Origin of the sequence: Plantibacter sp. VKM Ac-2885 (assembly GCF_015351205.1) — a bacterium.
Taxonomy (GTDB): domain Bacteria; phylum Actinomycetota; class Actinomycetes; order Actinomycetales; family Microbacteriaceae; genus Plantibacter; species Plantibacter auratus.
Window position 1 is genome coordinate 751,029 of record NZ_JADKSK010000002.1, and the last position, 26,555, is coordinate 777,583.

Here is a 26,555-nt window from a genome sequence, read left to right on the forward strand (position 1 = left end):
AATGACCGGGGCTTCGTTCGCCGAGCTGGTCGAGGTGTCGCCGTGGGCATTTCGACAGGCTCAATGACCGCGTGGAGTGCCTCCCTCGCCTCAGACCACGGGCGGGGGAGCCGTGCTCGCGCGGACGACGAGGGACGTCGGGGTGAGGGGCTCGGTGGAGAGCTGCGGGCCCTCCTCGATCTCGCGGAGGAGGGTGGTGATCGCCCGGCGTCCGATCTCGTCGAAGTCCTGATGCACCGTCGTGAGCGGCGGCCAGAACGAGTCCGACTCCGGGGTGTCGTCGAAGCCGACGACACTGATCGACTCCGGCACGGCACGCCCGCGCTCGTGCAGGGCGCGCAGGAGCCCGAGCGCCATCTGGTCGTTCGAGGCGAACACGGCCGTGATCTCCGGGCGCTCGGCGATCTCGAGGCCGATCTCGTAGCCCGAGGTCGTCGACCAGTCGCCGCGGAACGCGGGCGGCGGCGTGATCCCGGCCTCTCGCAGGGTGTCGGCCCAGCTCTGCTCGCGACGAGCCGCCGAGTAGGAGGTGCGGGGTCCGGCGATGTGCCAGACGCCCTGGTGTCCGAGGTCGAGGAGGTGCTGGGTGGCGAGTGCCGCGCCTTGCGCCTGGTCGTTGTCCACCACGGGGTAGTCGGTGCGTGCCGCGGAGTCGATGACGACGACGGGGAGACCTGCAGGCAGTTCGACGTCGGCACCGTCGACGATGTGCGACTCGATGACGATGATGAGACCGTCGACGTCCTGCTCGCGGAGGCTGTCGAGGGCGACCGCGACGTCGCGTTGCGTCGGGTACTCGACGGGCACGACCGTGACCGAGTAGCCGGCCCGTGCGGCCTGGACCGTGATCGCGTCGAGCGTGCGCATGTTGCCGTAGGAGGAGAGCGTGAACATCGTGATCCCGATGCTGCGGGTGCGCCCCGATCGCAGCGCCCGCGCAGCCTTGTTCGGGCGGTAGCCGAGCTCGGTCATCGCCTCGAGCACGCGGTCTCGGGTGCCGTCGTCCACGTTGGTCAGCCCGTTCGCGACACGGGAGACGGTCTGGGAGGAGACGCCGGCGTGCGCCGCGACGTCCGCCATCGACGGTGCTCGCCTGGCGCGGCCAGGCGCTCTCCGGGTGGTGTCCGTCATGGTCTCCCTATCGTCGCATCCATCCTTGCATGTTGACGTGAACATGCTATGGTACCGATCAGATGTTGACGTAAACATCCACCGCGATCCCCTCCCCGCACGGCTCCACCGCACGACGGTTCCGCCCGAATCCCAGCAAGGAAGCTGCCCATGACCACTACGACCGCTCGCACCGGCCGGCCACCAGCGGTCCGTGTCCACCGACGCGACCGCCGGGATTGGAAGGGCTGGGCGTTCATCGCCCCCTTCATGATCGTCTTCGCGCTGATGATCATCGCCCCGCTCGTCTACGCGCTCTACCTCAGCTTCTTCCAGGAGAAGCTCATCGGCGGCAACGCCTTCGTCGGTTTCGAGAACTACGCCCAGGTCCTCCAGGACCCGAAGTTCTGGGAGCCGTTCGGTCGCGTCGCACTGTTCTTCGTCGTGCAGGTGCCGATCATGCTCGCCCTCTCGCTCACCGCCGCGCTCGCACTCGACAGCGCCAGGCTCCACGGCGCCGCCTTCTTCCGCATCGCGCTCTTCCTGCCCTACGCCGTCCCGGGCGTCGTCGCGGCGCTCATCTGGGGCTTCATCTACGGCGACCAGTTCGGTCTCGCCGGCAGCTTCAACGACCTCGTCGGTGCCCAGATCCTCGAGCCGTTCAGCTCCCAGGCCGTCCTCGCGTCCATCGGCAACATCGTGACGTGGGAGTTCATGGGCTACAACATGCTCATCTTCTACGCCGCCCTCCGCGTCGTGCCCGGTGAGATCTACGAGGCGGCCGAGATCGACGGGGCCGGACAGTTCCGCACCGTCTTCAGCATCAAGATCCCCGCCCTCCGCGGAGCGCTCGTCATCGCCACGATCTTCTCCGTCATCGGGTCGTTCCAGCTCTTCAACGAGCCGAACCTGCTGAAGAACCTCGCGCCCAACGTGATCACGAGCAACTTCACCCCGAACATGTATGCCTACAACCTGTCCTTCGCCGGCCAGCAGTTCAACCTCGCGGCGACGGTCGCGATCATCATGGGCGTCATCACCGCCGTCATCGCCTACGTCGTGCAGGTGCGCGGCTCCCGACAGGAGAACAGCTGATGGCCACCGTCTCGAACCCGACCGTCCGCCCGCAGACCGTGTCGACCCGGACCGCCCGCAACCCGCGCGCCTTCGACCGCCCCACCCGGAAGCGTCACGACCCGCGCCGCAAGCGCTCGATCGTCCTCACGATCGTCATGGCCGTCTTCCTCATCTACTCGGTCGTCCCGATCCTGTGGCTCGTCATCAACGCGACGAAGTCCCAGCCCGACCTCTTCTCCTCCTTCGGCCTCTGGTTCGGCGACGGTGGGTTCAACCTCTGGCAGAACATCGTCGACACCCTCACCTACCGCGACGGGCAGTTCGTCGGCTGGTTCGGCAACACGCTGCTCTACGTGGTGGTCGGTGCCGGCGGGGCGACGCTCCTCGCGACGATCGGCGGCTACGGCCTCGCGAAGTTCCGGTTCCCCGGCAAGCGCGCCGTGTTCGCGATCATCCTCGGCTCCATCGCGGTGCCGGGCACGGCCCTCGCCGTCCCGACCTTCCTGATGTTCAGCCAGCTCGGCCTCACGAACACGCCGTGGGCGGTCATCCTGCCCTCGCTCGTCAGCCCGTTCGGTCTGTACCTCATCTGGACGTACGCGGTGGACGCGGTCCCGACCGAACTGCTCGAGGCCGCCCGCATGGACGGCGCGGGGGAGTTCCGCACCTTCTTCACGATCTCGTTGCGACTCCTCGGCCCCGGCATCGTCACGGTGCTCCTCTTCGCGATCGTCGCGACCTGGAACAACTACTTCCTGCCGCTCATCATGCTGTCGGAGCCCACCTGGTATCCGCTCACCGTCGGTCTCAGCCAGTGGAGCGCCCAGGCCACCGGTGTCGCCGCGCAGCCGATCTTCAACCTCGTGATCACCGGATCGCTCCTGACCATCGTCCCGATCGTCATCGCGTTCCTCTTCCTGCAGCGCTTCTGGCAGTCGGGCCTCAGCGCCGGCAGCGTCAAGGGCTGATCCCCGCCGTTCCCAACCCGCACCACCGCACCACCCGCATCACCTCCTCCTCCCAACGCAGTGAAAGGAAACACCCATGAAGCGCATCTCACCGTCTCGCACGGTTCTGCGCCGCGCGGCCACGGCGGCCGTCGCGTCCGCGATGATCGGAGCCTCGCTCGTCGCCTGCTCGTCCGGCGGCGGCAGCACCGCCTCGGGCGACGCCAAGGACATCGAGTCCGCCCTCGAAGCCGGTGGCGAGATCACCTACTGGTCCTGGACGCCCTCGGCCGAGGCGCAGGTCGCCGCGTTCGAGAAGGCCTACCCCAAGGTCAAGGTCAACCTCGTCAACGCCGGCACCAACACCACCGAGTACACGAAGCTGCAGAACGCGATCAAGGCCGGTAAGGGTGCCCCCGACGTCGCGCAGGTCGAGTACTACGCCATTCCGCAGTTCGCGCTCAGCGACTCCCTCGTCGACCTCAACGCCTACGGCTTCGGCGACCTGAAGGACGACTACAGCCCCGGCCCGTGGAGCTCCGTCAACATCGGCGACGGCCTCTACGCCCTCCCGCAGGACTCCGGCCCCATGGCCATGTTCTACAACAAGACGGTGTTCGACCAGTACGGCATCGCCGTGCCGACCACGTGGGACGAGTACGTCGCGGCAGCCGCACAGCTGCACACGGCCGATCCGTCGAAGTACATCACCAACGACTCCGGTGACTCCGGCTTCGCGACCAGCATGATCTGGCAGGCCGGTGGACGTCCGTTCACCGCCGACGGCACCAAGGTGAGTGTCAACCTCGCCGACGAGGGCGCCAAGAAGTGGGCCGACACCTGGAACCCGCTCGTCGAAGGCGGCCTGCTCTCCGACGTCCCCGGGTGGAGCGACGACTGGTACAAGTCGCTCGGCAACGGCAGCATCGCGACGCTCATCGCGGGCGCCTGGATGCCCGGCGTGCTCGAGTCGTCCGTCGCCGAGGGCTCCGGCCAGTGGCGCGTCGCCCCGATCCCGACCTACGACGGCAAGCCCGCCAACGCCGAGAACGGTGGCGGTGGCCAGGTCGTGCTGAAGCAGAGCAAGAACCCGGCGCTCGCCGCGGGCTTCCTCAAGTGGCTGAACAATGACGAGGACAGCGTCAAGGTCTTCCTCGACAACGGTGGCTTCCCGGCGACGACCGCCGACCTGAACTCCGACGAGTTCCTCTCCGCGGCTCCCGAGTACTTCGGTGGCCAGAAGATCAACGAGGTCCTCGTGCAGGGCGCGAAGGACGTGTCGACCGGGTGGCAGTACCTGCCGTACCAGGTCTACGCGAACAGCATCTTCGCCGACACCGTCGGACAGTCCTACGCGAACAAGGCCGACCTGAACGACGGCCTCGCCGACTGGCAGAAGCAGCTCGTCGAGTACGGCAACACGCAGGGCTTCACGGTCACCGAGAAGTAGCCGAACGGCACCTGCAGCACCAGCACCATCGACCGCGGCCGGTCGGAGGGTCCTCCGGGATCCGCTCCGGCCGGCCGTGGTCGCTCCATCCGCACCCCTTCATCACGGAGCCCCAGCATGCCCACCTTCTCCATCGGCGACGACGACTTCCTGCTCGACGGTCAGCCGTTCCGGATCCTCTCCGGAGCCCTCCACTACTTCCGGGTGCACCCCGAGCAGTGGGCGGACCGCATCGCGAAGGCGAAGCTCATGGGCCTCAACACCATCGAGACCTACGTCGCGTGGAACCAGCACAGCCCCGAGCGCGGCGTGTTCGACACCACGGGCGTGAACGACCTCGAACGCTTCCTCGGCCTCATCGCCGACGCCGGCATGTACGCGATCGTGCGTCCCGGCCCCTACATCTGCGCCGAGTGGGACAACGGCGGCCTGCCCGGCTGGCTGCTGCACGACCCCGAACTCGGCCTCCGTCGCAGTGAACCGCGCTACCTGGCCGCCGTCCGCGAGTACTTCGAGGCGATGCTGCCGATCGTCGCCCCGCTGCAGATCGACCGCGGCGGTCCCGTCATCCTCGTGCAGGTCGAGAACGAGTACGGCGCCTACGGCGACGACCACGACTACCTGCGCACGCTCACCGCGTGGACCCGCGAGCTCGGCATCACGGTGCCGCTGACGACCGTCGACCAGCCCACGGCTCAGATGCTCGAGGACGGCAGCATCCCCGAACTCCACAAGACCGGCTCGTTCGGCAGCCGCTCGCTCGAACGCCTGGCGACCCTGCGGGAACACCAGCCGACCGGGCCGCTCATGTGCTCGGAGTTCTGGGACGGCTGGTTCGACCACTGGGGCGAGCACCACCACACGACGCCCGTCGCGGAGACGGCTGCCGACCTCGACGCGCTCCTCGCGGCCGGCGCGTCCGTGAACGTCTACATGTTCCACGGCGGCACGAACTTCGGGTTCACCGGGGGCGCGAACGACAAGGGGCAGTACCGCTCGCACGTCACCTCCTACGACTACGACGCGCCCCTCGACGAGGCGGGCCACGCGACGGAGAAGTTCTTCGCCTTCCGCGACGTGATCGCGAAGTACGCCGAGGTGCCGACCGAGATCCCACCGGCGGCGACGGACGCCCCGGCGTTCACCGCGTCCTTCGAGCAGGAGGTCCCGTTCGCGGACGTGGCCGACGGGATCGCGCCGCTCCAGGCGTTCGACCGGATCCCCACGATGGACGAACTCGGAGCGTTCAGCGGTCTGGCGCGCTACCGGGCGTCGCTCGGTGGACGCGGCGGGGTGCTCCGGTTCGCCGAGGTGCGCGACCGCGTGGTCGTCTCCGTCGACGGCGTGCCGGTCGGCGCGCTCACCCGCGAGTTCAAGGAGCGGTCGATCGTGATCCCGGCGGGTGAGACGCTCGAACTCCTCCTCGAGAACCAGGGCCGCGTGAACTACGGCAAGCGCCTGGGGGAGCCGAAGGGGATCATCGGGCCCGTGTCGCTCGACGACGTGGAACTCACGTCGTGGGGCATCGCGCCCGTGGCCCTCGACCGCCTCGACGCCGTCGTGGACGCCGCAGCCACGCGGACGTCCGGCGCCACGATCAGCGGTGCCGGGCCGGTCCTGCTCACCGCCACCGTCACGCTCGACGCGCCCACCGACCTGTTCCTCGACACCGCGGCCTGGGGCAAGGGGCTCGTCTGGGTGAACGGCTTCCTGCTCGGCCGCTACTGGTCGCGGGGGCCACAGCACACGCTGTACGTCCCCGGCGGCCAGCTCCGTGCCGGAGAGAACCGCTTCACGGTGTTCGAGTTCCACGCGCTCACGACGCCGACACTCTCCTTCCTCGCCCGCCCCTCGCTCGGCCCGACCGAGTTCTAGCCGCCCACGATCCGGTCGGCGTCGCCCGCACAGACGCGGCGCCGACCGCACCACCCCGTCCCTGACCCCTGACCCGGTCCCGGTCCCTGATCTCAACCCCGGTCCTGATCTCAACCCCGGTCCCTGACCTCAACCCCGGTCCCTGACCTCAACCCCGGTCCCTGACCTCAACCCCGGTCCCTGATCCCAACCCCGGTCCCTGACCTCAACCCCGGTCCCTGAGCTTGTCGAAGGGCCGCAGCACCTGAGCACCACCTCCGCAGCACCCCACGATGACGTGAAAGGACGCCGCAGCATGCGACGAGCGACGAGACGACCCGACCGATCGACACCGGATGGAGGTGCCGCCGTCCTGCGGCGGGGTGGTCTCGCCGCCGGCCTCCTGACGGTCGCCATCGTCGGCAGCACCGCTCTGACGGCGGGGAGCGCGGCCGCTGCCGAGGCGCCCGCGGCGACCCTGCTCAGCTGGGGCGACCCGGCGGCTCCCGCGGAGCTCGTCGGCACTCCGGTGAACGGCGTCGCCGCCGGTCTCGGCCACGCCGTGGCGCTCGGCGCGGACGGCACCGTGCTCGCGTGGGGCGCCGACGGCTTCGGCCAGTCGACCGTCCCGAGCCTCACGGGGACGATGACCCAGGTCGCGGCCGGCACGAACCACTCGCTCGCGCTCGCCGCCGACGGCACCGTCACCGCCTGGGGCCGCGACGCCGACGGCCAGGCCACGGTCCCGGCAGGACTCGACCGGGTCCTCCGCATCGCCGCCGGCGGACCGAACTCGGCCGCCGTCCGCGTGGACGGCACGCTCGCGCTCTGGGGTGACGACGCGTTCGGACAGAACGACCTCCCGACCGCGCTCGACGGTGCACGCGTGACCGACGTCGCCATCGGATCCGGCTTCACCGTCGCCCTCACCGACGACGGTGACGTCGTCCCCTGGGGCCGGAGCGACGCCGGGCAGCTCGAGCTCCCGACGGCGCTCGCCGACGAGGACGTCGTGCAGCTCGCCGCCGGCACCGACCACACGCTCGCCCTCGCCGACGACGGCACCGTCCTCGCCTGGGGCGCGGACGGCTCCGGCCAGACCGAGGTGCCGGCGTCCCTCGACGGGGTCGACGTCGTCCGTGTCTTCGCGGGTCCGTACCTGTCCGGGGCGATCGCCGCCGACGGATCGGTCACCGTCTGGGGTGCCGACGACGCCCGTTCGGCGCTGCCCGACGGTCTGCTCGCGGCCGGTGTCGCGCTCGGCGAGACGGGTGCCGTCGCCGCGGCCGGTGCGGTCCCCGTCGCCGGTGGCACGAACGGCGGCCCGGGCAACACCGTCGACTCCCTGCCCGGCGGCACCGATCCCGGAACCGGGCCGGGCGGCGAGCCCGGGGCGGACCCGGGTGTCGGTCAGCCCGGTTCGGGCACGGATGCAGGCGGTGCCGGTGGGCTCGCTGTGTCGGGTGTCTCGATCGCCGCCGCGGTGATCGTGGCTGCGGTACTCCTGCTCGCGGGTGCAATGCTCATCCTCCGCCGTCGTCGGGTCGGGGCCTCGAGTGCCGCCGAGGACGCCTCCTCCAGCGGCGGTGTCGGGCGCAGTGGCGTCGCGGGCGCGGTCGTCCTCGCCCTCGGGCTCTCCGGCGCCCTCGTCACGGCCGACGCACCGCGTGCCGAGGCCGCACCGAGCTACCCGAGCCCGACGGTCGACGAGCTCGTCGCCAACGACTTCGTCCTCTACTTCGCGAACGCCGGCAGCACGGTGACCGATGCGGTCTCCGCCGGCGACCACATCGGGCTGTACCAGTCACGCACCGACCAGTCCTACGGGGTCGACGCCGCCACCGGCGCGTCCTGGGGATTCGTCGCCGACGCGAACAGCAACCCGACGGCGAACAGCTCCTCCGGGACCGAGAAGACCGCCTCCCTCCGGTACGACGCGCCGCCCGCGGGCAGCTCCCTCCCGACGCGGTCGGTCGACTACGCCTTCGACCTCCCGGCCGGCGACTACGAGGTCACCCTCGGGTTCAACCTGCCGAGCGGCTGGGCGGCACGACCGCTCGACCTCAAGGCGGAGGGCGAGACGCTCGCCCAGGTCACCGCGCCGGCCGGTGCGCTCCTCGAGCAGCAGCTCACGGTGAGCGTCGACGACGGCACCCTCGACCTCGAGGTCCACAGCCCGGCGGGCCGGACCAACACCTACACCGATCCCGCGGTCAACTACATCGTCATCCGAGCGCCGCACACGGCGTCCACCGAGGTGCTCGCGGCCAAGATCCGAGCCGTCACGCTCGACGAAGGGCAGCGCGCCGGGTACGTCGCCGACTCGCTCGCCGTCCTCGACGCGGCCATCGTCGACGCCCAGGCGCTCGTCGACGCCGGGTCGACCGACACCGCTGCGCTCACCGCCGCCTACGACGCGCTCGGTGCCGCACTCACCGCACTCCGGCCGATCGTCACCTACGACTCGTTCCGCCCGGGCCAGGCCTGGGTCGACGACCAGGGCAACCCGATCCAGGCGCACGGCGGGCAGGTCGTGCCGTCGACGGACGCCGACGGCCAGCCGATCTACTACTGGTACGGCGAAGACCGGTGGAACGGCTACGCGAGCAGCCGCGGGGTGCACGTGTACTCCTCGCGAGACCTGTACAACTGGACCGACGAGGGCCTCGCGCTGCAGGCCCTGTCGACCGCCGACCAGCTCACGACCGATCCGGTCGCAGCCGAGCTGTACGCCGACTACACGGCCCGGCAACGGGCGGCGGTCGTCCGCGACCTCCTGACGGTCCCGAGCGATCCGGCCGTCCCCGCGGCGATCCTCGAGCGGCCGAAGGTCATGTACAACGCCGCCACCGAGCAATGGGTCATGTGGATCCACACCGACGGACCGAGTGCGACCTCCGACGCGCAGTACGCGAAGGCGACCGCCGGGGTCGCGGTCTCCGACTCGCCGACCGGCCCGTTCCGCTACGTGGACAGCTACCGCCTGAACGTCGCACCAGAGGGCGAGCCGAACTACCAGCCCGACAGCCCCGGTATGGCCCGCGACATGAACCTCTTCACCGACGTCGACGGCACCGGCTACATCATCTACGCGAGCGAGGAGAACCTGACCCTCTTCATCTCCAAGCTGTCGTCGAACTTCATGTTCCTGTCGGCACCCGTCGACCGCGCCGTGAAGGGCGAGGACTTCACCCGCACCTACATCGGTGGGCAGCGGGAAGCTCCGGCCGTGTTCGTCTACGACGGCACGTACTACCTCATCACCTCGGGCGCGACCGGCTGGAACCCCAATCCGGCCAAGTACGCCACCGCCGACTCGATGCTGGGGGAGTGGACCGACCACGGCAACCCGGTGAGCGGCTCCGGTGCGTCGACGACCCACGGCAGCCAGAGCACGTCCGTGATCCCCATCGACGCGGCCGCCGGCAAGTTCATCTACATGGGTGATCGCTGGACGCCGTCCGACCTCCGCAACGCGCCGGCCGTCTGGCTCCCGCTCGAGTTCGGCGACGACGGATCCCTGTCCCTGAAGTGGTACGACGAGTGGACGCTCGCGGACCTCGAGGGGAAGGGCAAGGTCGCGGTCGACGTCGACGTGCCGGCCACCGTCCGGCTCGGCGACGCGAGCACCCTGCCGAGCGAGGCGCAGGTCACGGAGGGTGGCACGACGACCACCCGGACGATCACGTGGGACACCGCGGCACTCGCCGTCCCCGGTCCGGTCTCGCTCACCGGCACCGTCGAGGGCGTCTCCCGGCCGGTGACCCGGCAGGTCACGGTCGTCCCGAAGGACCTCGTCTACCTCGTCGACGCCGGGGGATCGGCGTCGCCTGAGTACGACGCGATCCGCTCGGTGGCGGAGGCCGACGGCACCCTGCTCAACTCGACGTTCGACCGGACGCTCGGGGCCGACGCGGCCACCGGCGCGAACTGGGGCGTCGTCGGCGCGGAGACGGGAACGACCGACGGGCCGTTCTCGGAGTCGCTCCGCTACGTCGCGAGTTCCGCGACCGACCGCACGCTGGAGTACGCGTTCGACTCCCTCGACGCAGGGAGCTACGACGTGTACGTCGGGCTGTACGACCCGTGGTCGCAGTGGGCGGACAACCGGCGCGCGGACATCGGGGCGAACGGGGCGACGCTGCTCAGTGCGCAACCGATCACCGGCACCCCGACCGTGGCGACGCTGTCGTCCGTGCAGCCGGATGCGGACGGCCGTCTGTCGATCACCCTCGATCCCGTCGGTTCGGGTGGCGGCACCGACGTGCAGCTCTCCTGGATCATGATCGTCCGACGCTGACGGCTTCCGCCTGAAGCACACGTTCCCTCGCCCATTCCTGGGCGAGGGAACGTTCGTTCGCCCGGGAATGGGCGAACGGACGGGGGAGTCCGATCCCCGACTCCGATGTCGGGGGCGACGGCTACCATTGGTGGGTGGTCACAGCTCTGTATCGCCGGTATCGGCCCGAGACGTTCGCCGACTTGATCGGTCAGGCGCAGGTGACCGATCCCCTCATGACGGCCCTCCGCACCAACCGCGTCAACCACGCGTACCTGTTCAGCGGTCCACGCGGTTGCGGCAAGACGACGTCCGCTCGCATCCTCGCCCGCTGCCTCAACTGCGCCGAGGGCCCGACCGACACCCCATGCGGCGTCTGCGCGAGCTGCGTCGACCTCTCCCGCGACGGCTCCGGCTCGCTCGACGTCGTCGAGATCGACGCGGCCAGCCACAACGGTGTCGACGACGCCCGCGACCTCCGCGAGCGCGCGATCTTCGCGCCCGCGCGCGACCGCTACAAGATCTTCATCCTCGACGAGGCGCACATGGTCACCCCGCAGGGGTTCAACGCCCTGCTGAAGATCGTCGAGGAGCCGCCGGAGCACGTGAAGTTCATCTTCGCGACGACCGAGCCCGACAAGGTGATCGGCACGATCCGCTCCCGCACCCACCACTACCCCTTCCGGCTCATCCCGCCGGCGCAGATGCTCGACTACGTCCAGCAGCTGTGCGAGAGCGAGCACGTGGGTGTCGAGGCCGGCGTGCTGCCGCTCGTCGTCCGGGCCGGTGGCGGTTCCGCCCGCGACACGCTGTCCCTGCTCGACCAACTGATGGCCGGGTCCGAGGGCGACTCCGTCGACTACGAGCGCGCGGTCGCCCTGCTCGGCTACACCCACACGGCCCTGCTCGACGAAGTGGTCGACGCCCTGGCCGCCCGCGACTCCGGTGCAGCCTTCAGTACCGTCGACCGCGTCATCCAGACCGGCCAAGACCCACGCCGCTTCGTCGACGACCTGCTCGAGCGACTCCGCGACCTCATCGTCGTGGCCGCCACAGGCGAGAACGCGGCGGCGGTCCTCCGCGGGCTCCCGCAGGACGAACTCGACAAGATGCTCGCCCAGGCGCGGGCGTTCGGCATCGCCGAGCTGTCGCGCACGGCCGACGTCGTGAACGAGGCGCTCACCCAGATGACCGGTGCGACATCGCCAAGGCTCCACCTCGAGCTCATGATGGCGCGCATCCTCGTGCCCGCAGCCGACGACTCCGCTCGTGGTGCATTGGCCCGGGTGGAGCGGCTCGAGCGTCGCATCGGCGTCGAGGGTGCTGCCGCCGAGGGCGGCCAGCCCGCGGTCTCGGCGCAGCCCGTGGTCGCCGACCGCGTTCCGGCCCCCGCCAGCGTGGTCCCCGCCAGCACGGCGGCGAGCTCCGCCCCGGCTGCCGCCCCGTCCGCAGCTTCCGGCCAGTCCACGGCCCCCGACCGTCGACCGGCTCAGGAGTCCGACCACGCGCAGACCACCGCACCGACCCCCGCCGCCCCCCGCGTCGGCCCGGTCACCCTGCAGCACATCCGCGACGCCTGGCCTGAGATCGTGGCGCGGGTCGAGAAGGCCGACCGCAAGGCCTGGATGATCGTCGTCAACACCCAGGTCGGCGGGTACTCGGACGACGACGTCCTCACGCTCGTCTTCGCGAACAACAGCGACCTCAACGACTTCAAGGCACGGCACGCGCCCGGCACCGGTGTCGCGGAGGTCTTGCGCACGGCGGTCCTCGACGTCCTCGGCGTGCGGGTGAAGTACCTCGCCAAGGTCGCCGGTGCCGACGAGCCGCCGGCACCGCGGGCCACGGCGCCCGCCACCGGCGCTCCGTCGTCGGAGTCGTCCGCCTGGTCGACCCCGAGCCTCCCGCAGACCGTCCCCGCCCCTGCAGCCCCGTCGTCGGCAGACATCAGCGGCGGGTCGGCATCCCGCTCCTCGTGGCCCACCGTCGCACCAGCCGGCGGCGAGCCCGCCTCCGCTGCGCCGGCCGACGCCGCGCCATCCGCTGCTGCGCCATCGGCACCCGCGTCGTCGGTCACCGCCCCGGCCGAGGAGCAGACCTCCGTCTCCGCCTCCTCGTGGGCGACGGTCGCGCCGCCGGCCGACGAGCCCGAGCCGTCCTCGGTCCCTGAGCCTGTCGAAGGGCCGTCCCCGGTCCCTGAGCCTGTCGAAGGGCCGTCCCCGGTCCCTGAGCCTGTCGAAGGGCCCGCGTCCGCGTCCGAGCCTGCTTCGGCGACCCGGCTGTCTCCGGTCCCTGAGCCCGTCGAAGGGCCCACGTCGTCTCCCACGCCTGCCTCGTCGACGCAGCCCTCCTCGGTCCCTGAGCCTGTCGAAGGGCCCACCCCGTCTTCTGCGCCTGCCTCGTCGACCCGGCCGTCTCCGGTCCCTGAGCCTGTCGAAGGGCAGCCCGGGCGACCCGCCGGATCCGGAGCCCCCGGGACGCCGGCCGGCTCACCCGCGCAGCGCCAGCCGTCGACCCCGCCGCGCCAGCAGGCACCCGCCCGAGGCCCGTCCAACGGTGACGCGCTCGGCTCGCGCACCGTCACCTGGGACGTCGTCTCGATCCCGTCCGACGACGACGCACCGCCGCCGGACGACGAGCCGCCCTACCCCGACCCGTTCGAGTCGTCGGCCCCTGCTCCATCCCCTGCTGCCGGCGCGCCATCAGCAGCTCCGGCCGGCTCCCCGCAGGCCGCACCGCCTGCGGCGCCGGTCGCCGAGCAGCGCCCGCAGCCCCCGGTCCGGATGCGCCAGGCGCCCCCGGTGCCGACGTCCCACCCCGCGGGTGACAACCGGTACGGCGAGAGCGTCGTCCGCGAGCTCCTCGGCGCGACATTCATCGAGGAGCAGCCGCACGAGCCGCGCTCCGGAGGGCGGTAGGCCATGTACGAGGGAATCGTCCAAGATCTGATCGACGAGTTCGGCCGGCTGCCCGGCATCGGTCCGAAGTCGGCGCAGCGCATCGCGTTCCACATCCTCCAGACGGAGTCGTTCGACGTGTCGAAGCTCGCCGAGCTGCTCACCGTCGTCCGCGAGAAGGTCAAGTTCTGCGAGATCTGCGGCAACATCTCCGAGCAGAACCTCTGCAGCGTGTGCCGCGACCCGCGTCGCAACCCGGCCCTGATCTGCGTCGTCGAAGAACCGAAGGACGTCGTCGCCATCGAGCGTACGCGTGAGTTCCGCGGCTTCTACCACGTGCTCGGCGGCGCCATCAGCCCGATCGACGGCGTCGGACCCGACGACCTGAACATCCGTCGTCTCATGCAGCGCCTCGCCGACGGCACCGTCACCGAGGTCATCATCGCGACCGACCCGAACCTCGAGGGGGAGGCGACCGCCACGTACCTCAGCCGGCTGCTCCTCCCGATGGGGATCCGCATCACGCGCCTCGCCTCCGGTCTCCCCGTCGGCGGCGACCTCGAGTACGCCGACGAGGTCACCCTCGGTCGTGCCTTCGAGGGTCGCACCGTCGTCAGCGGCTGACCACCCCGCCTCGTCGCCCGCCCCCCCCCACCCCTTTTGCCATCGGCCCTTTCTCAGGAGTCGTCCGGTGTGTCGGGGCTGGTGGGTTGCGCCGCGCCGACGGACTCCTGAGTTGGGGCAGCACGGCCGGGGTCAGGCGCGGGTCTGTTTGCCGGGCGAGGGGTCTGCTCCCGATCGGTCCATTCTCAGGAGTCGTCCGGTGTGTCGGGGCTGGTGGGTTCCGCCGTGCCGAGGGACTCCTGAGTTGGGGCAGCCGGGCGCGCCTCAGGCGTCGGCGGAGGGCGCCGGCCACTCGGCGACCACCGGGCGGGCCGACAGCTGCCGGCCGATCGCGGAGAAGCCGAGCTTGCGGGCGACGGCGCGAGAGCCGGGGTTCGTGTCGGCGGCACGCCACTGGGGGAGGAGTCCGGCAGCGAGGGCGTGCTCGACCGCGGTCGAGGCGAGCCTGGTCGCGAGACCGGTCCCGCGAGCCTCCGGGGCGGTCAACGCCGTCACGTGAGCGACACCCAACGGCCACGACCGGTAGCCGGCGACGGCGAGGACCCGACCGTGCTCGCGGACCGAGAACAGCGGAGACGTGATGCCGAAGATCCCGCTCTCCGAGGCCTCGTCGTCGCCCACCTTCGACAGCAGCGACTCGATGGCGGGGTCGCTCGCCTTACTCGCCACCACGTCGATCTCCTCGGCCGGTCGGAACCGCCCCGGCAGGAGGTAGTCGAGCGTTGCCGGCCCGAGGACCTCGGCGACCTGCACGCGCGAACGGAGGAACTCGACCGTCCCGACGCTCCTCGGTGATTCGTCCTCGATGGCGAGTCGCCTGGCGGTGTCCTCGTCGGGCACGATCGCGAGGGCGCTCCCGTCGATCTCGACGACGCCGATCCATCCGGGCGGGCACGCCATCGAGCCGGCGTTCACGACGACGGCGACGCGGCCGGCGGAGAACCGCGCGGTCGGCGAGGCGAGCCCCTGCCAGAGGCGTCGCACCGTCGCGAGCACCCGCGCGTCTTCCTGCTGCATAGGCCAACCCTACCGAGGCCCACCCGCCTCCCCACCGCAGGAGATCGGCGCGACAGCAGGACCGAACGGGCCGAAGCGTCCTGTTGCGGGGCGGATCTCCTGCCCGGAGCGGGTGAGGGTGCCCTTCGTCACATGAACGGCGCGGAATGCCCGGATGGGTAGGATGATCGCTGGGCCGCTCGTGCCCGCACCGACTTCCCCAGGAGATCCGATGGCATTGATCGTGCAGAAGTTCGGCGGGTCCTCCGTCGCGGACGCCGAGAGCATCAAGCGCGTGGCGAAGCGCATCGTGGAGACCCGCAAAGCGGGCAACGAGGTCGTCGTCGCCGTCTCGGCGATGGGCGACACGACCGACGAACTGCTCGACCTCGCCCACGAGGTGACGCCCATCCCGGCGCCCCGCGAGCTCGACATGCTGCTGTCCAGCGGCGAGCGCATCTCGATGGCGCTCCTCGCCATGGCGATCAGCAGCATGGGCTACGTCGCACGCTCCTTCACCGGCAGCCAGGCCGGCATGATCACCGACGCCCAGCACGGTGCCGCGCGCATCGTCGACGTCACCCCCGTGCGCCTGCGCGAGGCCCTCGACGACGGCGCCATCGTCATCGTCGCCGGCTTCCAGGGCTTCAACCGCGACACCCGCGACATCACCACGCTCGGTCGTGGCGGCTCCGACACCACGGCCGTCGCGCTCGCCGCAGCCCTCGACGCCGACGTCTGCGAGATCTACACCGACGTCGACGGCATCTTCACTTCCGACCCCCGCGTCGTCCCGAAAGCCCGGAAGATCGACCGCATCTCCAGCGAGGAGATGCTGGAGCTCGCGGCCTCGGGCGCCAAGGTCCTCTACATCCGCGCCGTCGAGTACGCACGCCGCCACGGCGTGACGCTCCACGTCCGGTCGTCCTTCAACAACAACGAAGGCACGCTCGTCCTCAACGACGCGGGCCGCAACAACCCAGGAGCAGGTGAGGCACCCATGGAGCAGCCCATCGTCGCCGGAGTCGCGACCGACCTCAGCGAAGCCAAGATCACCGTCGTCGGTGTCCCCGACCTGCCGGGCAAGGCGGCGGAGATCTTCACGATCGTCGCGAAGTCGGGCGGCAATGTCGACATGATCGTCCAGAACGTGTCGACCGCCGTCTCCGGCGTCACCGACATCTCGTTCACCCTGCCGAAGCCCGAGGCGCAGCAGGTCCTCCGCGCGCTCGCAGCCGAGCAGGAGCGGGTGGGCTTCTCGGCCATCCAGCACGACGACCAGATCGGCAAGCTCGCCCTCGTCGGGGCCGGCATGCGCACGAACACCGGCGTCTCGGCGAAGCTCTTCGAGGCGCTCAGCGCAGCGGGCATCAACATCGAGATGATCTCGACCAGCGAGATCCGCATCTCGGTCGTGACGCGTGCCGACACCCTCAACAAGGCCGCCAACGTGGTCCACTCCGCGTTCGGTCTCGACGGCGAGGACGAAGCCGTCGTCCACGGCGGCACCGGCCGCTGAGCCGGCTCCTCCACAGGCTCCGGAACCAAGCCGACCACGGACCGACGGGCGCGATCCCGCCGATCCTGATGCAAGATGGTTCACAACAACCCCTGAAACCAGAGGAATCCCCATGAGCAACGGTGTACGTGTCGGTGTCGTCGGAGCGACCGGTCAGGTCGGCAAGGTCATGCGCCGCCTGCTGGAGGAACGCGAGTTCCCGATCAGCGAGATCCGCTTCTTCGCGACGGCTCGCTCGGCGGGCACGACGCTCCCGTTCCGCGGCCAGGACATCGTGGTCGAGGACGTCGAGACGGCCGACCCGAGCGGTATCGACATCGCCCTGTTCTCGGCCGGTGCCACCGGCTCCCGCACGCAGGCTCCGCGGTTCGCCGCTGCCGGTGCGCTCGTCATCGACAACTCGAGCGCGTGGCGGATGGACCCCGAGGTCCCGCTCGTCGTCAGCGAGGTGAACCCGCACGCCATCAAGGACGCGGTCAAGGGCATCGTCGCGAACCCCAACTGCACGACCATGGCGGCCATGCCGGTCCTCAAGGTGCTCGACGCCGAGGCCGGGCTCACGCGCCTCATCGTCAACACCTACCAGGCGGTCTCCGGTTCCGGGCTCGCCGGTGCGGCTGAACTCGCCGGCCAGATCGAGGCCGCGGTCGCCCAGGGCGACCTCACCCGACTCGTCCACGACGGTTCGGCGATCGACTTCCCGGCTCCCGAGAAGTACGTCGCCCCGATCGCCTTCGACGTCATTCCGCTCGCCGGCTCGATCGTCGACGACGGCCTGGGCGAGACCGACGAGGAGAAGAAGCTCCGCAACGAGAGCCGGAAGATCCTCGAGCTCCCCGAGCTGCTCGTGTCGGGCACCTGCGTACGCGTGCCCGTGTTCACCGGCCACTCGCTCTCCATCAACGCCGAGTTCTCGCGCGACCTGTCGCCGGAACGGGCGATCGAGCTGCTCAGCGACGCACCGGGCGTCCAGTTGTCGGAGGTGCCGACGCCGCTCGAGGCCGCCGGTGCAGACCCGTCGTTCGTGGGGCGCATCCGTCCGGACCAGAGCGCGCCGGCCGGCAAGGGCCTCGCCCTGTTCATCTCGAACGACAACCTCCGCAAGGGTGCCGCCCTCAACGCGGTGCAGATCGCCGAGATCGTCGCCGCCGAGCTGCTCGCACAGCCCGCAGCGGTCTGACCGGCCCTCCCTCCACCCGATCGGGGACGACGACATGGCCCGCCAGCGACCACGCCTGCGCCGACGGTGGTTGGCCGCGTTCATCGCGGCGGCCATTGCCGTCACCGCGGTGATCACCGTGAGTGGCCTGCGTGCCGACGTCCAGCAGACGACGGTCGCCCGCGCCGACACCTCCGGGTCCGAGGTCGCCGTCGGACCGCTCGTCGCGTTCTACGGCGACTCGTACACGAAGGGTTCGGCCGCATCGTCGCCGGCCGCCCGTTGGTCCTCGCTCGTTGCGCAGGCTGAGGGCTGGACGGAGTACAACGCCGGCTACCCGGGTCTCGGCTTCGTCCGCAAGCGCGACAAGGTCGGCGATGTCACGGCCGACGTCATCGCGCAGCACCCCGAGGTCCTCATCGTCGCGCTCGGCATCAACGACAACTTCGAGTGGACCGGCAACGAGCAGGCGATCCAGGACGCGATCCTGCCGGAGTTCCAGCGGCTGCGCGACGGGCTGCCCGGCACCCGCATCATCGTGGTGGAGCCCTGGTGGTACACCGCTGAGCGACCGGCGTCCGTCGAACAGATCATCGGCTGGGTGCACGACGCCGCCGACACCATCGGGGCCGACTACATCTCCGGGGCGTCGCACTGGCTGGACGAGGACCCGGCGACGTGGATCTCCGCCGACGGCCTCCACCCGAGCGACGCCGGGTACGCGCACCTCGCGCAGCGCATGCTCGAGGAGCTCGACGCCCTCACCCCCGCGCTCCCCGGACGCTGAGCCGGCGGGCAGACAGTCGGGGCGAAGTGTCTCGACATCGAGCGATCTCACTGCACGCGATCAGCGACAGCACGCGGGTGGAGAGCTCGGGCCTCGCCGCGACTAGACTGCTCTGGTGACCGAAACCATCGACGTAGCCCTCATTGGTGGTGGCATCATGAGCGCCACGCTCGCCGCCCTCATCCACCAGGTGCAGCCTGACTGGAAGGTCGAGGTGTACGAGCGCCTGAGCGACGTCGCACTCGAAAGCTCCAACCCGTGGAACAACGCCGGGACGGGCCACGCCGCGCTGTGCGAGCTCAACTACATGCCGCAGGACGCCCACGGCCACGTCGACCCGGCGAAGGCCATCGGCATCAACGAGCAGTTCCAGCTCAGCCGCCAGTTCTGGTCGCACCTCGTCGAGGAGGGTCTGCTCGGCGCCCCCGACACCTTCATCAACCCGACCCCGCACATGACGTTCGTGCGCGGCGAGAAGGACGTCGAATACCTGAGGAAGCGCTACGAGGCGCTGAAGGACCAGCCGCTCTTCGCCGGCATCGAGTTCTCGGAGGACCCGGCCGTCATCGCCGAGTGGGCTCCACTCCTCATCAACCGTCGTGCCGTCGGCGAACGCATCGCGGCCACCCGGATCACCGCTGGCACCGATGTCGACTTCGGTTCGCTCACGCACAAGCTCTTCGGCGCAGCGCCGAACACCCACGTCCGCACCAACCACGAGGTCCGATCGCTCAAGCGGCTGAAGGACGGCATGTGGCGCATCCGTGGCCGCCAGACCCTCGGTCGCTCACCGATGGAGATCAACGCCCGCTTCGTCTTCGTCGGTGCCGGCGGATGGGCGCTCAAGCTGTTGCAGAAGTCCGGGATCCCCGAGATCAAGGGCTACGGCGTGTTCCCCATCGGCGGGCAGTTCCTCCGCACCGACAACCCCGCGGTGGTCTCGAAGCACCAGGCCAAGGTCTACAGCCAGGCCTCGGTCGGTGCCCCGCCGATGTCGGTCCCGCATCTCGACACCCGCGTCGTCGACGGCCAGGCGAGCCTCCTCTTCGGCCCGTACGCGACGTTCAGCCCGAAGTTCCTCAAGCGCGGATCGATGCTCGACCTCGTCACCCAGGTGCGCCCGCACAACCTCCTCCCGATGCTGGCGGTCGCGAAGGACAACCCGAGCCTCATCACGTACCTCATCGGGCAGCTCCTGCAGTCCCGCAAGCAGAAGATGGACAGCCTCCGCGAGTTCCTGCCGACGGCCAAGGACGAGGACTGGTACCTCATCGAGGCCGGGCAGCGCGCCCAGGTGATGAAGAAGGACAAGGCCAAGGGCGGGGTCCTGCAGTTCGGCACCGAGGTCATCACGGGTGCGGACGGCACGATCGCGGGATTGCTGGGCGCTTCCCCCGGCGCATCGACGGCCGTGCCGATCATGCTCGACGTCCTGCGCAAGTGCTTCCCCGACCGGATGGCTGCGTGGGAGCCGAGGATCCGCGAGATGATCCCGACCTACGGCTCGACGCTGAACGACGTCCCCGAGACGGCCGCGAAGGTCCTCGAGAGCACCGCCGAGGCCCTCGACATCTCGCTGTAGCCGCCGCACGGGTGCTCGCCCGGCCCCTCGTCGGATGCGACAGGTGCAGCCTGGGAACCCTAAGCTTGCCTGGTGGCGAAACTGTACTTCCGATACGGGGCGATGAACTCCGGCAAGAGCACCGCCTTGCTCCAGGCGGCGTTCAACTACGAGGAGCGCGGCCACCGCGTCCTCCTCGCCAAGCCGTCCCTCGACACGAAGGGCGACGCCGCCATCGTCAGTCGCCTCGGTGTGACCCGCGACGCCGACTTCCTGCTCGGTCCTGACGACGACGCCGTCCGGGTGTTCGCTGAGCACCGTCGCCGCGTCGTGCAGGAGACCGGCGAGGACGTCAGCTGCCTCCTCGTCGACGAAGCCCAGTTCCTCCACGGGGAACAGGTCGACGACCTCCTCCGCATCGCGCTGCTCGAGGGCATCCCGGTGCTCGCCTACGGCATCCGGACCGACTTCCAGACCGTCGCGTTCCCCGGGAGCCGCCGCCTCCTCGAGGTGGCCCACAGCCTCGAGGAGCTCAAGACGATCTGTCGGTGCGGTCGGAAGGCGATCTTCAACGGCCGTCGGTTCGGCGACACCTTCGTGTTCGACGGCGACCAGGTCGCCATTGACGGCACCACCGTCACCTATGAATCGCTCTGCGGCGTCTGCTACCTGCAGGAGTCCGGCGGTCGCCTGTCCAGCACGCCCACCGCACCTCCCATCAGCGAAGGATCACACGCATGAAGCTCTCCGTCATCGGCTGCGGCTACCTGGGGGCCGTGCACGCGGCCGCCATGGCATCGATCGGGCACGAGGTCGTCGGCATCGACGTCGATCCGGCCAAGATCGAGGCGCTCGCCGCCGGACGCTCGCCGATCTTCGAGCCCGGCCTGCCGGAGCTGCTGCTGGCTGGCGTCGAGTCGGGCCGCCTGCGGTTCAGCACGGACATGGCCGACGCGGCCGGGGCGACCATGCACTTCGTCGCGGTCGGCACCCCGCAGAAGGCCGGTTCCAACGCGGCCGACCTGCGCTATGTGGACGCCGCGGTGACGGCCCTCCTGCCGCACCTGTCGGCAGGCGACGTCGTCGTCGGCAAGTCGACCGTCCCCGTCGGCACCGCTGCGCGCCTGGCGGAACTCGTCGCCCCCACCGGCGCCGTGCTCGCCTGGAACCCGGAGTTCCTGCGGGAGGGCTTCGCCGTGCAGGACACCATCGCGCCCGACCGACTCGTGTACGGGCTGCCGCCGGCTCCCGAGGACGCCGCCGTCGCGCGGGCCGCCTTCGACGAGGTCTACGCCCAGGCACTCTCGACCGGCACGCCGCTCGTCGCCACCGGGTACTCGACCGCGGAGCTCGTGAAGGTCGCCGCGAACGCGTTCCTCGCCACGAAGATCTCCTTCATCAACGCGATGGCGGAGATCGCCGAGGTCACCGACGCCGACGTCACGGAGCTCGCCGATGCGATCGGCTACGACGCCCGGATCGGTCGCCGCTTCCTCAACGCCGGTGTCGGGTTCGGCGGCGGCTGCTTGCCGAAGGACATCCGCGCCTTCACCGCTCGCGCCGAGGAGCTCGGCCGTGGGGAGTCGGTGGCGTTCCTCAAGGAGGTCGACGCGATCAACCTGCGTCGCCGTCAGCGCGTCATCGACCTCGTCGTCGAGGAGCTCGGCGGGAGCGCCTATCAGAAGCGGGTCGCGGTGCTCGGGCTCGCCTTCAAGCCCGACAGCGACGACGTCCGCGACTCGCCGGCCCTCGACGTCGCCGTCGGCCTCAACGGCCTGGGCGCAGAGGTGCTCGCCTTCGACCCGGAAGCCGTCCCCAACGCGCGTCGGCTCCACCCGCAGCTGAAGTTCGCTGACTCAGCCGAGCAGGCCGTGACGGACGCGGACATCGTCGTGGTCGTGACCGAGTGGAAGGCGTTCCGCGCCCTGGACCCCTCGGCCGTCGCCGAGTTGACCGCGGGCAAGACGATCGTCGACGGACGCAACTGCCTCGACGTGGACGCCTGGCGGGGCGCCGGGTGGCGTTACGTCGGTCTCGGTCGTCCGTGACCGGTGACGAGTAGCCGGACGACGAGCACGATCGTCGCGCCGAGCAGCCCTCCGGCCGCATTGGCGTAGACGTCGGCGATCGTCGCGACGCGCTCGGGCAGTAGGGTCTGTCCGAGCTCGATCGCGACCGAGAACAGGGTCGTCGTCAGTGGTGCGATCCACCAGAGCCGCAACGGCAGCTCCAGAGCGAGCAGGGCGCCGAGCGGGATGAACAGCACGACGTTCGCGGCCGATTCGACGAAGCGGTAGTCGAACCAGGTCGGGGCACCCGCGGCCTGCAAGCGATCGAGGATCGCCAGCAGCGTCGTCCGGCCGTCGGCGTCGACGGGTGTCGGCCAGAACGCGATGCCGAGCATGACGCACAGGCAGAGCAGCAGCAGGATCCCGATCACGATGCGCGGCGTGCGGGTCATCTGCGGTGCGGCTCCAGATCGGTCGACGGGCGTGCTGACGGCATCCCGCAATCGTAGGCCATGAGCGGCCGTGAGCCCTGCTGTGGCGTGCGTCGTCCACCCCTGAAAGGGGGCGTGCAGCGACCCTCGGAGGCCGTCATCCGACGGTTAGGCTGTGCCTACCCGAACAAGGAGCACTCTTGGCTGACCCACGCCCGGCGACGGCCGGCATCCGCCTGCCCGGCCGTCGGCGTTCGCGTCTGTGGTGGATCGCACTCGCCGTCCTCCTCGTCGTCCTCGCGCTCGGAGCATGGCTCGGCGTCCGGGCGTCCTTGGCGAAGAACGCGCTCGAAGCCGCCCAGTCGGAGGCGAAGTCGCTCCAGTCGGCCGTGCTCAAGGGTGACGCGAGCGGCACCGCGGCCACGCAGCGTGCCCTCACGACGCACACCGGCGAGGCGGTGTCGCTGACGAGTGATCCCATCTGGCGGGCGGCCGAGGCGGTCCCGTTCCTCGGCGTGAACTTCTCCGCGGTGCGACAGGCAGCCGCGGCCACCGACGACGTCGCGGTCGACGTCGTGCCGAGGGTCGTCGAGATCGCCGATCAGGTCAACCTGTCCTCCCTGCTCCCCGGGGACGGCTCGATCGCGACGGAACCGCTCCGTGCCGTCGCGCCGACTGTGGCCGACGCGGCCGCAGCGGCTGACACCATCGCCGGGCGCGTTGACACGATCGGCACGGACGGTGCGCTGCCGGTGGTCGCCGACGCCGTCGAGAAGCTCACCCGCACGATCACCGGTGCGTCCACGATGCTCGACACCGCGGCGCGGGCCACGGCGCTCCTGCCGGACATGGCGGGCGGGGCCGGGCCCCGGAACATCATGGTGATGATCCAGAACAACGCGGAGCTGCGCTCGAGTGGCGGCATCGCCGGGGCGGTGGCCCTCATCCACGCGGAGAACGGCGTCATCTCCTTCGTCGGCACCCGGGGGAGCGACGACTTCTCCGGATTCCCCGCCCCCGTGCTGCCGCTCACCCCGTTCGAGCAGAACGTCTACACCGACAACCTCGGCCGATACATCCAGGACACCAACCTCACGGTCGACTTCAGTCGCACCGGGGAGCTTGCCGCAGCCATGGGGACCCAGGTGTTCGGCGTGCCCATCGACACCGTGGTCGCCGTCGACCCCTACGTCCTCGCACACCTGCTGGAGGCGACCGGACCCGTCGCCCTCCCGGACGGCACCGAGCTCACCGCCGACAATGCGGCGAAGACGCTGTTGAGCGACGTCTACGCCCGGTTCCCGGACCGGCTCGTACAGGACGCGTTCTTCGCCGCGGTCTCGGGCGCGGTGTTCGAGGGCATGATCTCCCGCTCGCCCGACCCCGGTGCGCTCGTCCAGGCCCTGTCCGAGTCCGGCGCGGAGAACCGTCTCCACGTGTGGAGTGCGGTCCCCGCCGAACAGGCGTTGATCGCCCAGACGAGCCTCGCCGGGATCCCACCGGCGACCGACGACGCGGCCGTGTACACCGGGGTCTACCTCGAAGACCTCACCCGCGCCAAGATGGACTACTACCTGGAGACGAAGGTCGACATCCGCGACGCCCGGTGCACGAAGCAGGGTGCGGAATACGTCGTCGCCGTCACCCTGACGTCCACCGCGCCGGCGGACGCTGCGACCTCCCTGCCGGACTACGTGACCGCGGGCGGGCGTTTCGGCACCCCCGCAGGAGACATCGCGACGCGCGTCGTGATCCACGGTCCGCTCGGCGCGACCCTGCTCGGAGCGAGCGACGGCGAGGACCTGCCGGTCAAGGCCGTGACCGACCCGAACGGTCGTCTCTACGCCCAGACCGACGTGACCCTCACTCCGGGGGCGACAACGGAACTCGTCTTCACGGTGCTCGCCCCGAAGGCCTCCGACGTACCCCCAAACCTGGTCACAACCCCCGGAATCACGGGCAAAACGACCATTTCGGCCTTCCCTCGGTGCGGCTCCTGACATAGCATGACAACACCTCAGGAAGCCACGCACCCGAATTCGTGACCCTGGGGAACCTCGCGCGGACGCCCACCCGAAATCGGCGGACGCTGGGGGTATTCGACGTTCCTTGGGGATATCAACATGAAGCGCACCCTTGCCCTAGCATCGCTCTGCCTCCTGGCAGTCTTCGCGGCCCCGACCGCCGCGAGTGCAGCGACCGACTCGTCCACCTACGGCCCTGCCGGCTGTGCGACCCTCACACCGGTGTCGGTGACCCAGGGGGAGTCGACCGTCTTCCGCTGCGACGGCACGTTCGACCCCGGCACTCCGGTGACGGTCACCGTCGCCGGGCCCGGCTGCAGCATTCCCGCTGCGAAGCCGAACACCGCTGGCGCGACCGAGCAGGCCGCCGAACAGAGCGCCGTGCCGACGTCCGGCACGTTCAGCGCCGACGCCGCCCGTGCGTTCGCGGTGACGATCGAGACCAGCAAGACCGCCTCCGGCACCTGCATGGTGACCGCGACCCAGGGCGCGACCACGGAGAGCGCCTCGTTCCAGGTCTCGGAGCGTGAGTTCGCCTCGACCGGCTTCGACGGTGGAGCCCTGCCGTGGATCGGCGGAGGCCTCCTCGTCGTCGGTGCCGGCGTCGTCGGTGCGATGGCGATCCGTCGCCGCAAGACGGCCTGATCCGTCGTTCGGGATGCGTGGTCCGGGCGGTCGTCCGCTCGGACCACGGCCTGACGGGAGGGCACCTCACCCTCCTGGGCTTCGGCTTGGCACGGTCCTCACCCGGCTTGGCGTCAGATGGACAGGTCGTACCCCCAAAGGTGGTCACATCCGCGGAATTCCGCGGTTTTCCAGCCCTGGTGAGATGACGGCTCCCCTAGCATGATGACGGCCATGGAGGCCACGAGTGAACAGCGCTCGGCTCCAGGCCCTGTCCGCATGTCGCATCACGCAGCGCATGCGCCATCCGCACACCTAGGGGCCCGCACATGAAACGAACTCTCTCCGCCGCCGCACTCGTCCTCCTCGCCGTCGTCGCGCTGCCCACCGCAGCCAACGCGCTCGAGGGCGACAGCTACGGTCCTGGCAGCTGCAACTCGATCACGCCGGCGAGCGTCGCGCGCGGCGCGGCGGTGTCGTACTCGTGCTCGGACTTCTGGGCCGCGAACCAGACGGTGTCGATCACCATCGACTCCTCCGCGGCCGGCGTCTCCGCTCGTACGCTGTCGACCGTCGCCGACGCGGCCGGCGACATCCAGGTCTCCATCGACACGGCTGCGGACCCCGCAGGCACCTACACGCTGACCGCGACCCAGGGTGCCGTGACCGACTCGTCGGACTTCACCGTCCTGGACCCTGCGGACGCCGCTGCGGCCGCCGCATCGGCCTCCGACCCGTCTGCCGGGGGCAATGCCCTCGCCGACACCGGGTTCGCCGGAACCGCCCTCCCGTGGGTCGCCGGCGGGCTCCTCGCCGTCGGTGCCGCCGCGCTCGGTACCGTGGTCGTGCGTCGCCGCCAGCAGGCGTGAGAACACGGGTCGGCCGGGCGGCGATGGCGGCGCCCGGCTGATCCGGTCCGGGATCCACCGATTCCAGGAAGTGGCGAACAGCCGCTGAAAAATCGGCTATCCTAGACAAGGCCTTCGGGCCATCGGGGTGTGGCGCAGTTTGGTAGCGCGCTTCGTTCGGGACGAAGAGGTCGTGGGTTCAAATCCCGCTACCCCGACAGTACAAGCCCGGCAGATACGCAAGTATCCGCCGGGCTTCTCTGTTTCCCCGGGGTTCCCGGCCCTGGGACGCATCGTCGGTCCCTGAGTCTGTCGAAGGGCCGCACTTCGACAAGCTCAGTGACCGGCGGAGGGCGCTC

Annotated in this window: 19 protein-coding genes and 1 tRNA gene; 17 read left to right on the forward strand and 3 right to left on the reverse strand. The window is 70.2% G+C overall.

Going from position 1 to position 26,555, the window contains the following annotated elements; genetic code table 11:
• Nucleotides 1-90 precede the first annotated feature (90 nt).
• Nucleotides 91-1,131 (reverse strand): LacI family DNA-binding transcriptional regulator, encoded by a 1,041-nt coding sequence (locus tag ITJ66_RS16025; protein WP_228501950.1) that lies wholly within the window; start codon nucleotides 1,129-1,131, stop codon nucleotides 91-93.
• 150 nt (nucleotides 1,132-1,281) lie between these two features.
• Here ITJ66_RS16025 and ITJ66_RS16030 point away from each other — a divergent pair, with 150 nt between their 5' ends.
• From ITJ66_RS16030 to recR, 7 genes are all read left to right on the forward strand, one after another.
• Nucleotides 1,282-2,205 (forward strand): carbohydrate ABC transporter permease, encoded by a 924-nt coding sequence (locus tag ITJ66_RS16030; protein WP_064296050.1) that lies wholly within the window; start codon nucleotides 1,282-1,284, stop codon nucleotides 2,203-2,205.
• Nucleotides 2,205-3,155 carry a carbohydrate ABC transporter permease gene (locus ITJ66_RS16035; protein WP_085512471.1) on the forward strand — a complete coding sequence of 317 codons (951 nt, stop codon included), beginning with the start codon at nucleotides 2,205-2,207 and terminating at the stop codon, nucleotides 3,153-3,155. Before ITJ66_RS16030 ends, ITJ66_RS16035 begins: the two co-directional genes overlap by 1 nt.
• Nucleotides 3,156-3,231: 76 nt before the next feature.
• The gene (locus ITJ66_RS16040; protein WP_191941649.1) at nucleotides 3,232-4,584 is read left to right on the forward strand and encodes a sugar ABC transporter substrate-binding protein; all 1,353 of its coding nucleotides are present in this window, start codon (nucleotides 3,232-3,234) and stop codon (nucleotides 4,582-4,584) included.
• A 117-nt stretch (nucleotides 4,585-4,701) separates the two neighbouring features.
• Complete coding sequence (locus ITJ66_RS16045) at nucleotides 4,702-6,459, forward strand: glycoside hydrolase family 35 protein (RefSeq protein WP_194645248.1); 1,758 nt, start codon at nucleotides 4,702-4,704, stop codon at nucleotides 6,457-6,459.
• Between the two features lie 295 nt (nucleotides 6,460-6,754).
• Nucleotides 6,755-10,738 (forward strand): family 43 glycosylhydrolase, encoded by a 3,984-nt coding sequence (locus ITJ66_RS16050; RefSeq protein WP_194645249.1) that lies wholly within the window; start codon nucleotides 6,755-6,757, stop codon nucleotides 10,736-10,738.
• 134 nt (nucleotides 10,739-10,872) lie between these two features.
• Nucleotides 10,873-13,635, forward strand: a complete 2,763-nt coding sequence (locus tag ITJ66_RS16055; RefSeq protein WP_194645250.1) for a DNA polymerase III subunit gamma and tau — start codon at nucleotides 10,873-10,875, stop codon at nucleotides 13,633-13,635.
• Nucleotides 13,636-13,638: 3 nt separating this feature from the next.
• Nucleotides 13,639-14,238 carry a recombination mediator RecR gene (gene recR, locus ITJ66_RS16060; protein ID WP_056014479.1) on the forward strand — a complete coding sequence of 200 codons (600 nt, stop codon included), beginning with the start codon at nucleotides 13,639-13,641 and terminating at the stop codon, nucleotides 14,236-14,238.
• 264 nt (nucleotides 14,239-14,502) lie between these two features.
• On the opposite strand, the gene ITJ66_RS16065 is transcribed toward recR, so the two are convergent.
• Nucleotides 14,503-15,255 carry a GNAT family N-acetyltransferase gene (locus ITJ66_RS16065; protein ID WP_064296091.1) on the reverse strand — a complete coding sequence of 251 codons (753 nt, stop codon included), beginning with the start codon at nucleotides 15,253-15,255 and terminating at the stop codon, nucleotides 14,503-14,505.
• Between the two features lie 211 nt (nucleotides 15,256-15,466).
• On the opposite strand from ITJ66_RS16065, the gene ITJ66_RS16070 reads away from it, so the two are divergent.
• The 6 genes from ITJ66_RS16070 (at nucleotide 15,467) to ITJ66_RS16095 (ending at nucleotide 22,308) form a co-directional block, all read left to right on the forward strand.
• Complete coding sequence (locus ITJ66_RS16070; protein WP_064296092.1) at nucleotides 15,467-16,753, forward strand: aspartate kinase; 1,287 nt, start codon at nucleotides 15,467-15,469, stop codon at nucleotides 16,751-16,753.
• 112 nt (nucleotides 16,754-16,865) lie between these two features.
• A complete protein-coding gene (locus tag ITJ66_RS16075; RefSeq protein WP_194645251.1) occupies nucleotides 16,866-17,933 on the forward strand; it encodes an aspartate-semialdehyde dehydrogenase in 1,068 nt (355 codons plus the stop codon).
• Nucleotides 17,934-17,967: 34 nt separating this feature from the next.
• Nucleotides 17,968-18,699, forward strand: a complete 732-nt coding sequence (locus ITJ66_RS16080) for an SGNH/GDSL hydrolase family protein (RefSeq protein ID WP_194645252.1) — start codon at nucleotides 17,968-17,970, stop codon at nucleotides 18,697-18,699.
• 115 nt (nucleotides 18,700-18,814) lie between these two features.
• On the forward strand, nucleotides 18,815-20,281 hold the full coding sequence (locus ITJ66_RS16085) for a malate:quinone oxidoreductase (protein ID WP_194645253.1): 1,467 nt from the start codon (nucleotides 18,815-18,817) through the stop codon (nucleotides 20,279-20,281).
• Nucleotides 20,282-20,353: 72 nt separating this feature from the next.
• Nucleotides 20,354-21,001, forward strand: a complete 648-nt coding sequence (locus ITJ66_RS16090) for a thymidine kinase (RefSeq protein WP_191941641.1) — start codon at nucleotides 20,354-20,356, stop codon at nucleotides 20,999-21,001.
• Nucleotides 20,998-22,308 (forward strand): UDP-glucose/GDP-mannose dehydrogenase family protein, encoded by a 1,311-nt coding sequence (locus ITJ66_RS16095; RefSeq protein ID WP_194645254.1) that lies wholly within the window; start codon nucleotides 20,998-21,000, stop codon nucleotides 22,306-22,308. Before ITJ66_RS16090 ends, ITJ66_RS16095 begins: the two co-directional genes overlap by 4 nt.
• Here the strand turns inward: ITJ66_RS16095 and ITJ66_RS16100 are convergent.
• Nucleotides 22,284-22,721 carry a VanZ family protein gene (locus ITJ66_RS16100; RefSeq protein ID WP_137243718.1) on the reverse strand — a complete coding sequence of 146 codons (438 nt, stop codon included), beginning with the start codon at nucleotides 22,719-22,721 and terminating at the stop codon, nucleotides 22,284-22,286. The two genes, ITJ66_RS16095 and ITJ66_RS16100, sit on opposite strands and share 25 nt — an antisense overlap.
• A 179-nt stretch (nucleotides 22,722-22,900) precedes the next feature.
• Here ITJ66_RS16100 and ITJ66_RS16105 point away from each other — a divergent pair, with 179 nt between their 5' ends.
• From ITJ66_RS16105 to ITJ66_RS16120, 4 genes are all read left to right on the forward strand, one after another.
• Nucleotides 22,901-24,700, forward strand: coding sequence for a DUF4012 domain-containing protein (locus tag ITJ66_RS16105; protein WP_194645255.1), 1,800 nt, complete (start codon nucleotides 22,901-22,903; stop codon nucleotides 24,698-24,700).
• A gap of 123 nt (nucleotides 24,701-24,823) precedes the next feature.
• The gene (locus ITJ66_RS16110; RefSeq protein ID WP_064296099.1) at nucleotides 24,824-25,369 is read left to right on the forward strand and encodes a hypothetical protein; all 546 of its coding nucleotides are present in this window, start codon (nucleotides 24,824-24,826) and stop codon (nucleotides 25,367-25,369) included.
• Nucleotides 25,370-25,677: 308 nt separating this feature from the next.
• Nucleotides 25,678-26,217 (forward strand): hypothetical protein, encoded by a 540-nt coding sequence (locus ITJ66_RS16115; protein WP_191941638.1) that lies wholly within the window; start codon nucleotides 25,678-25,680, stop codon nucleotides 26,215-26,217.
• A gap of 123 nt (nucleotides 26,218-26,340) precedes the next feature.
• Nucleotides 26,341-26,414, forward strand: a tRNA-Pro gene (locus ITJ66_RS16120).
• Nucleotides 26,415-26,555 lie beyond the last annotated feature (141 nt).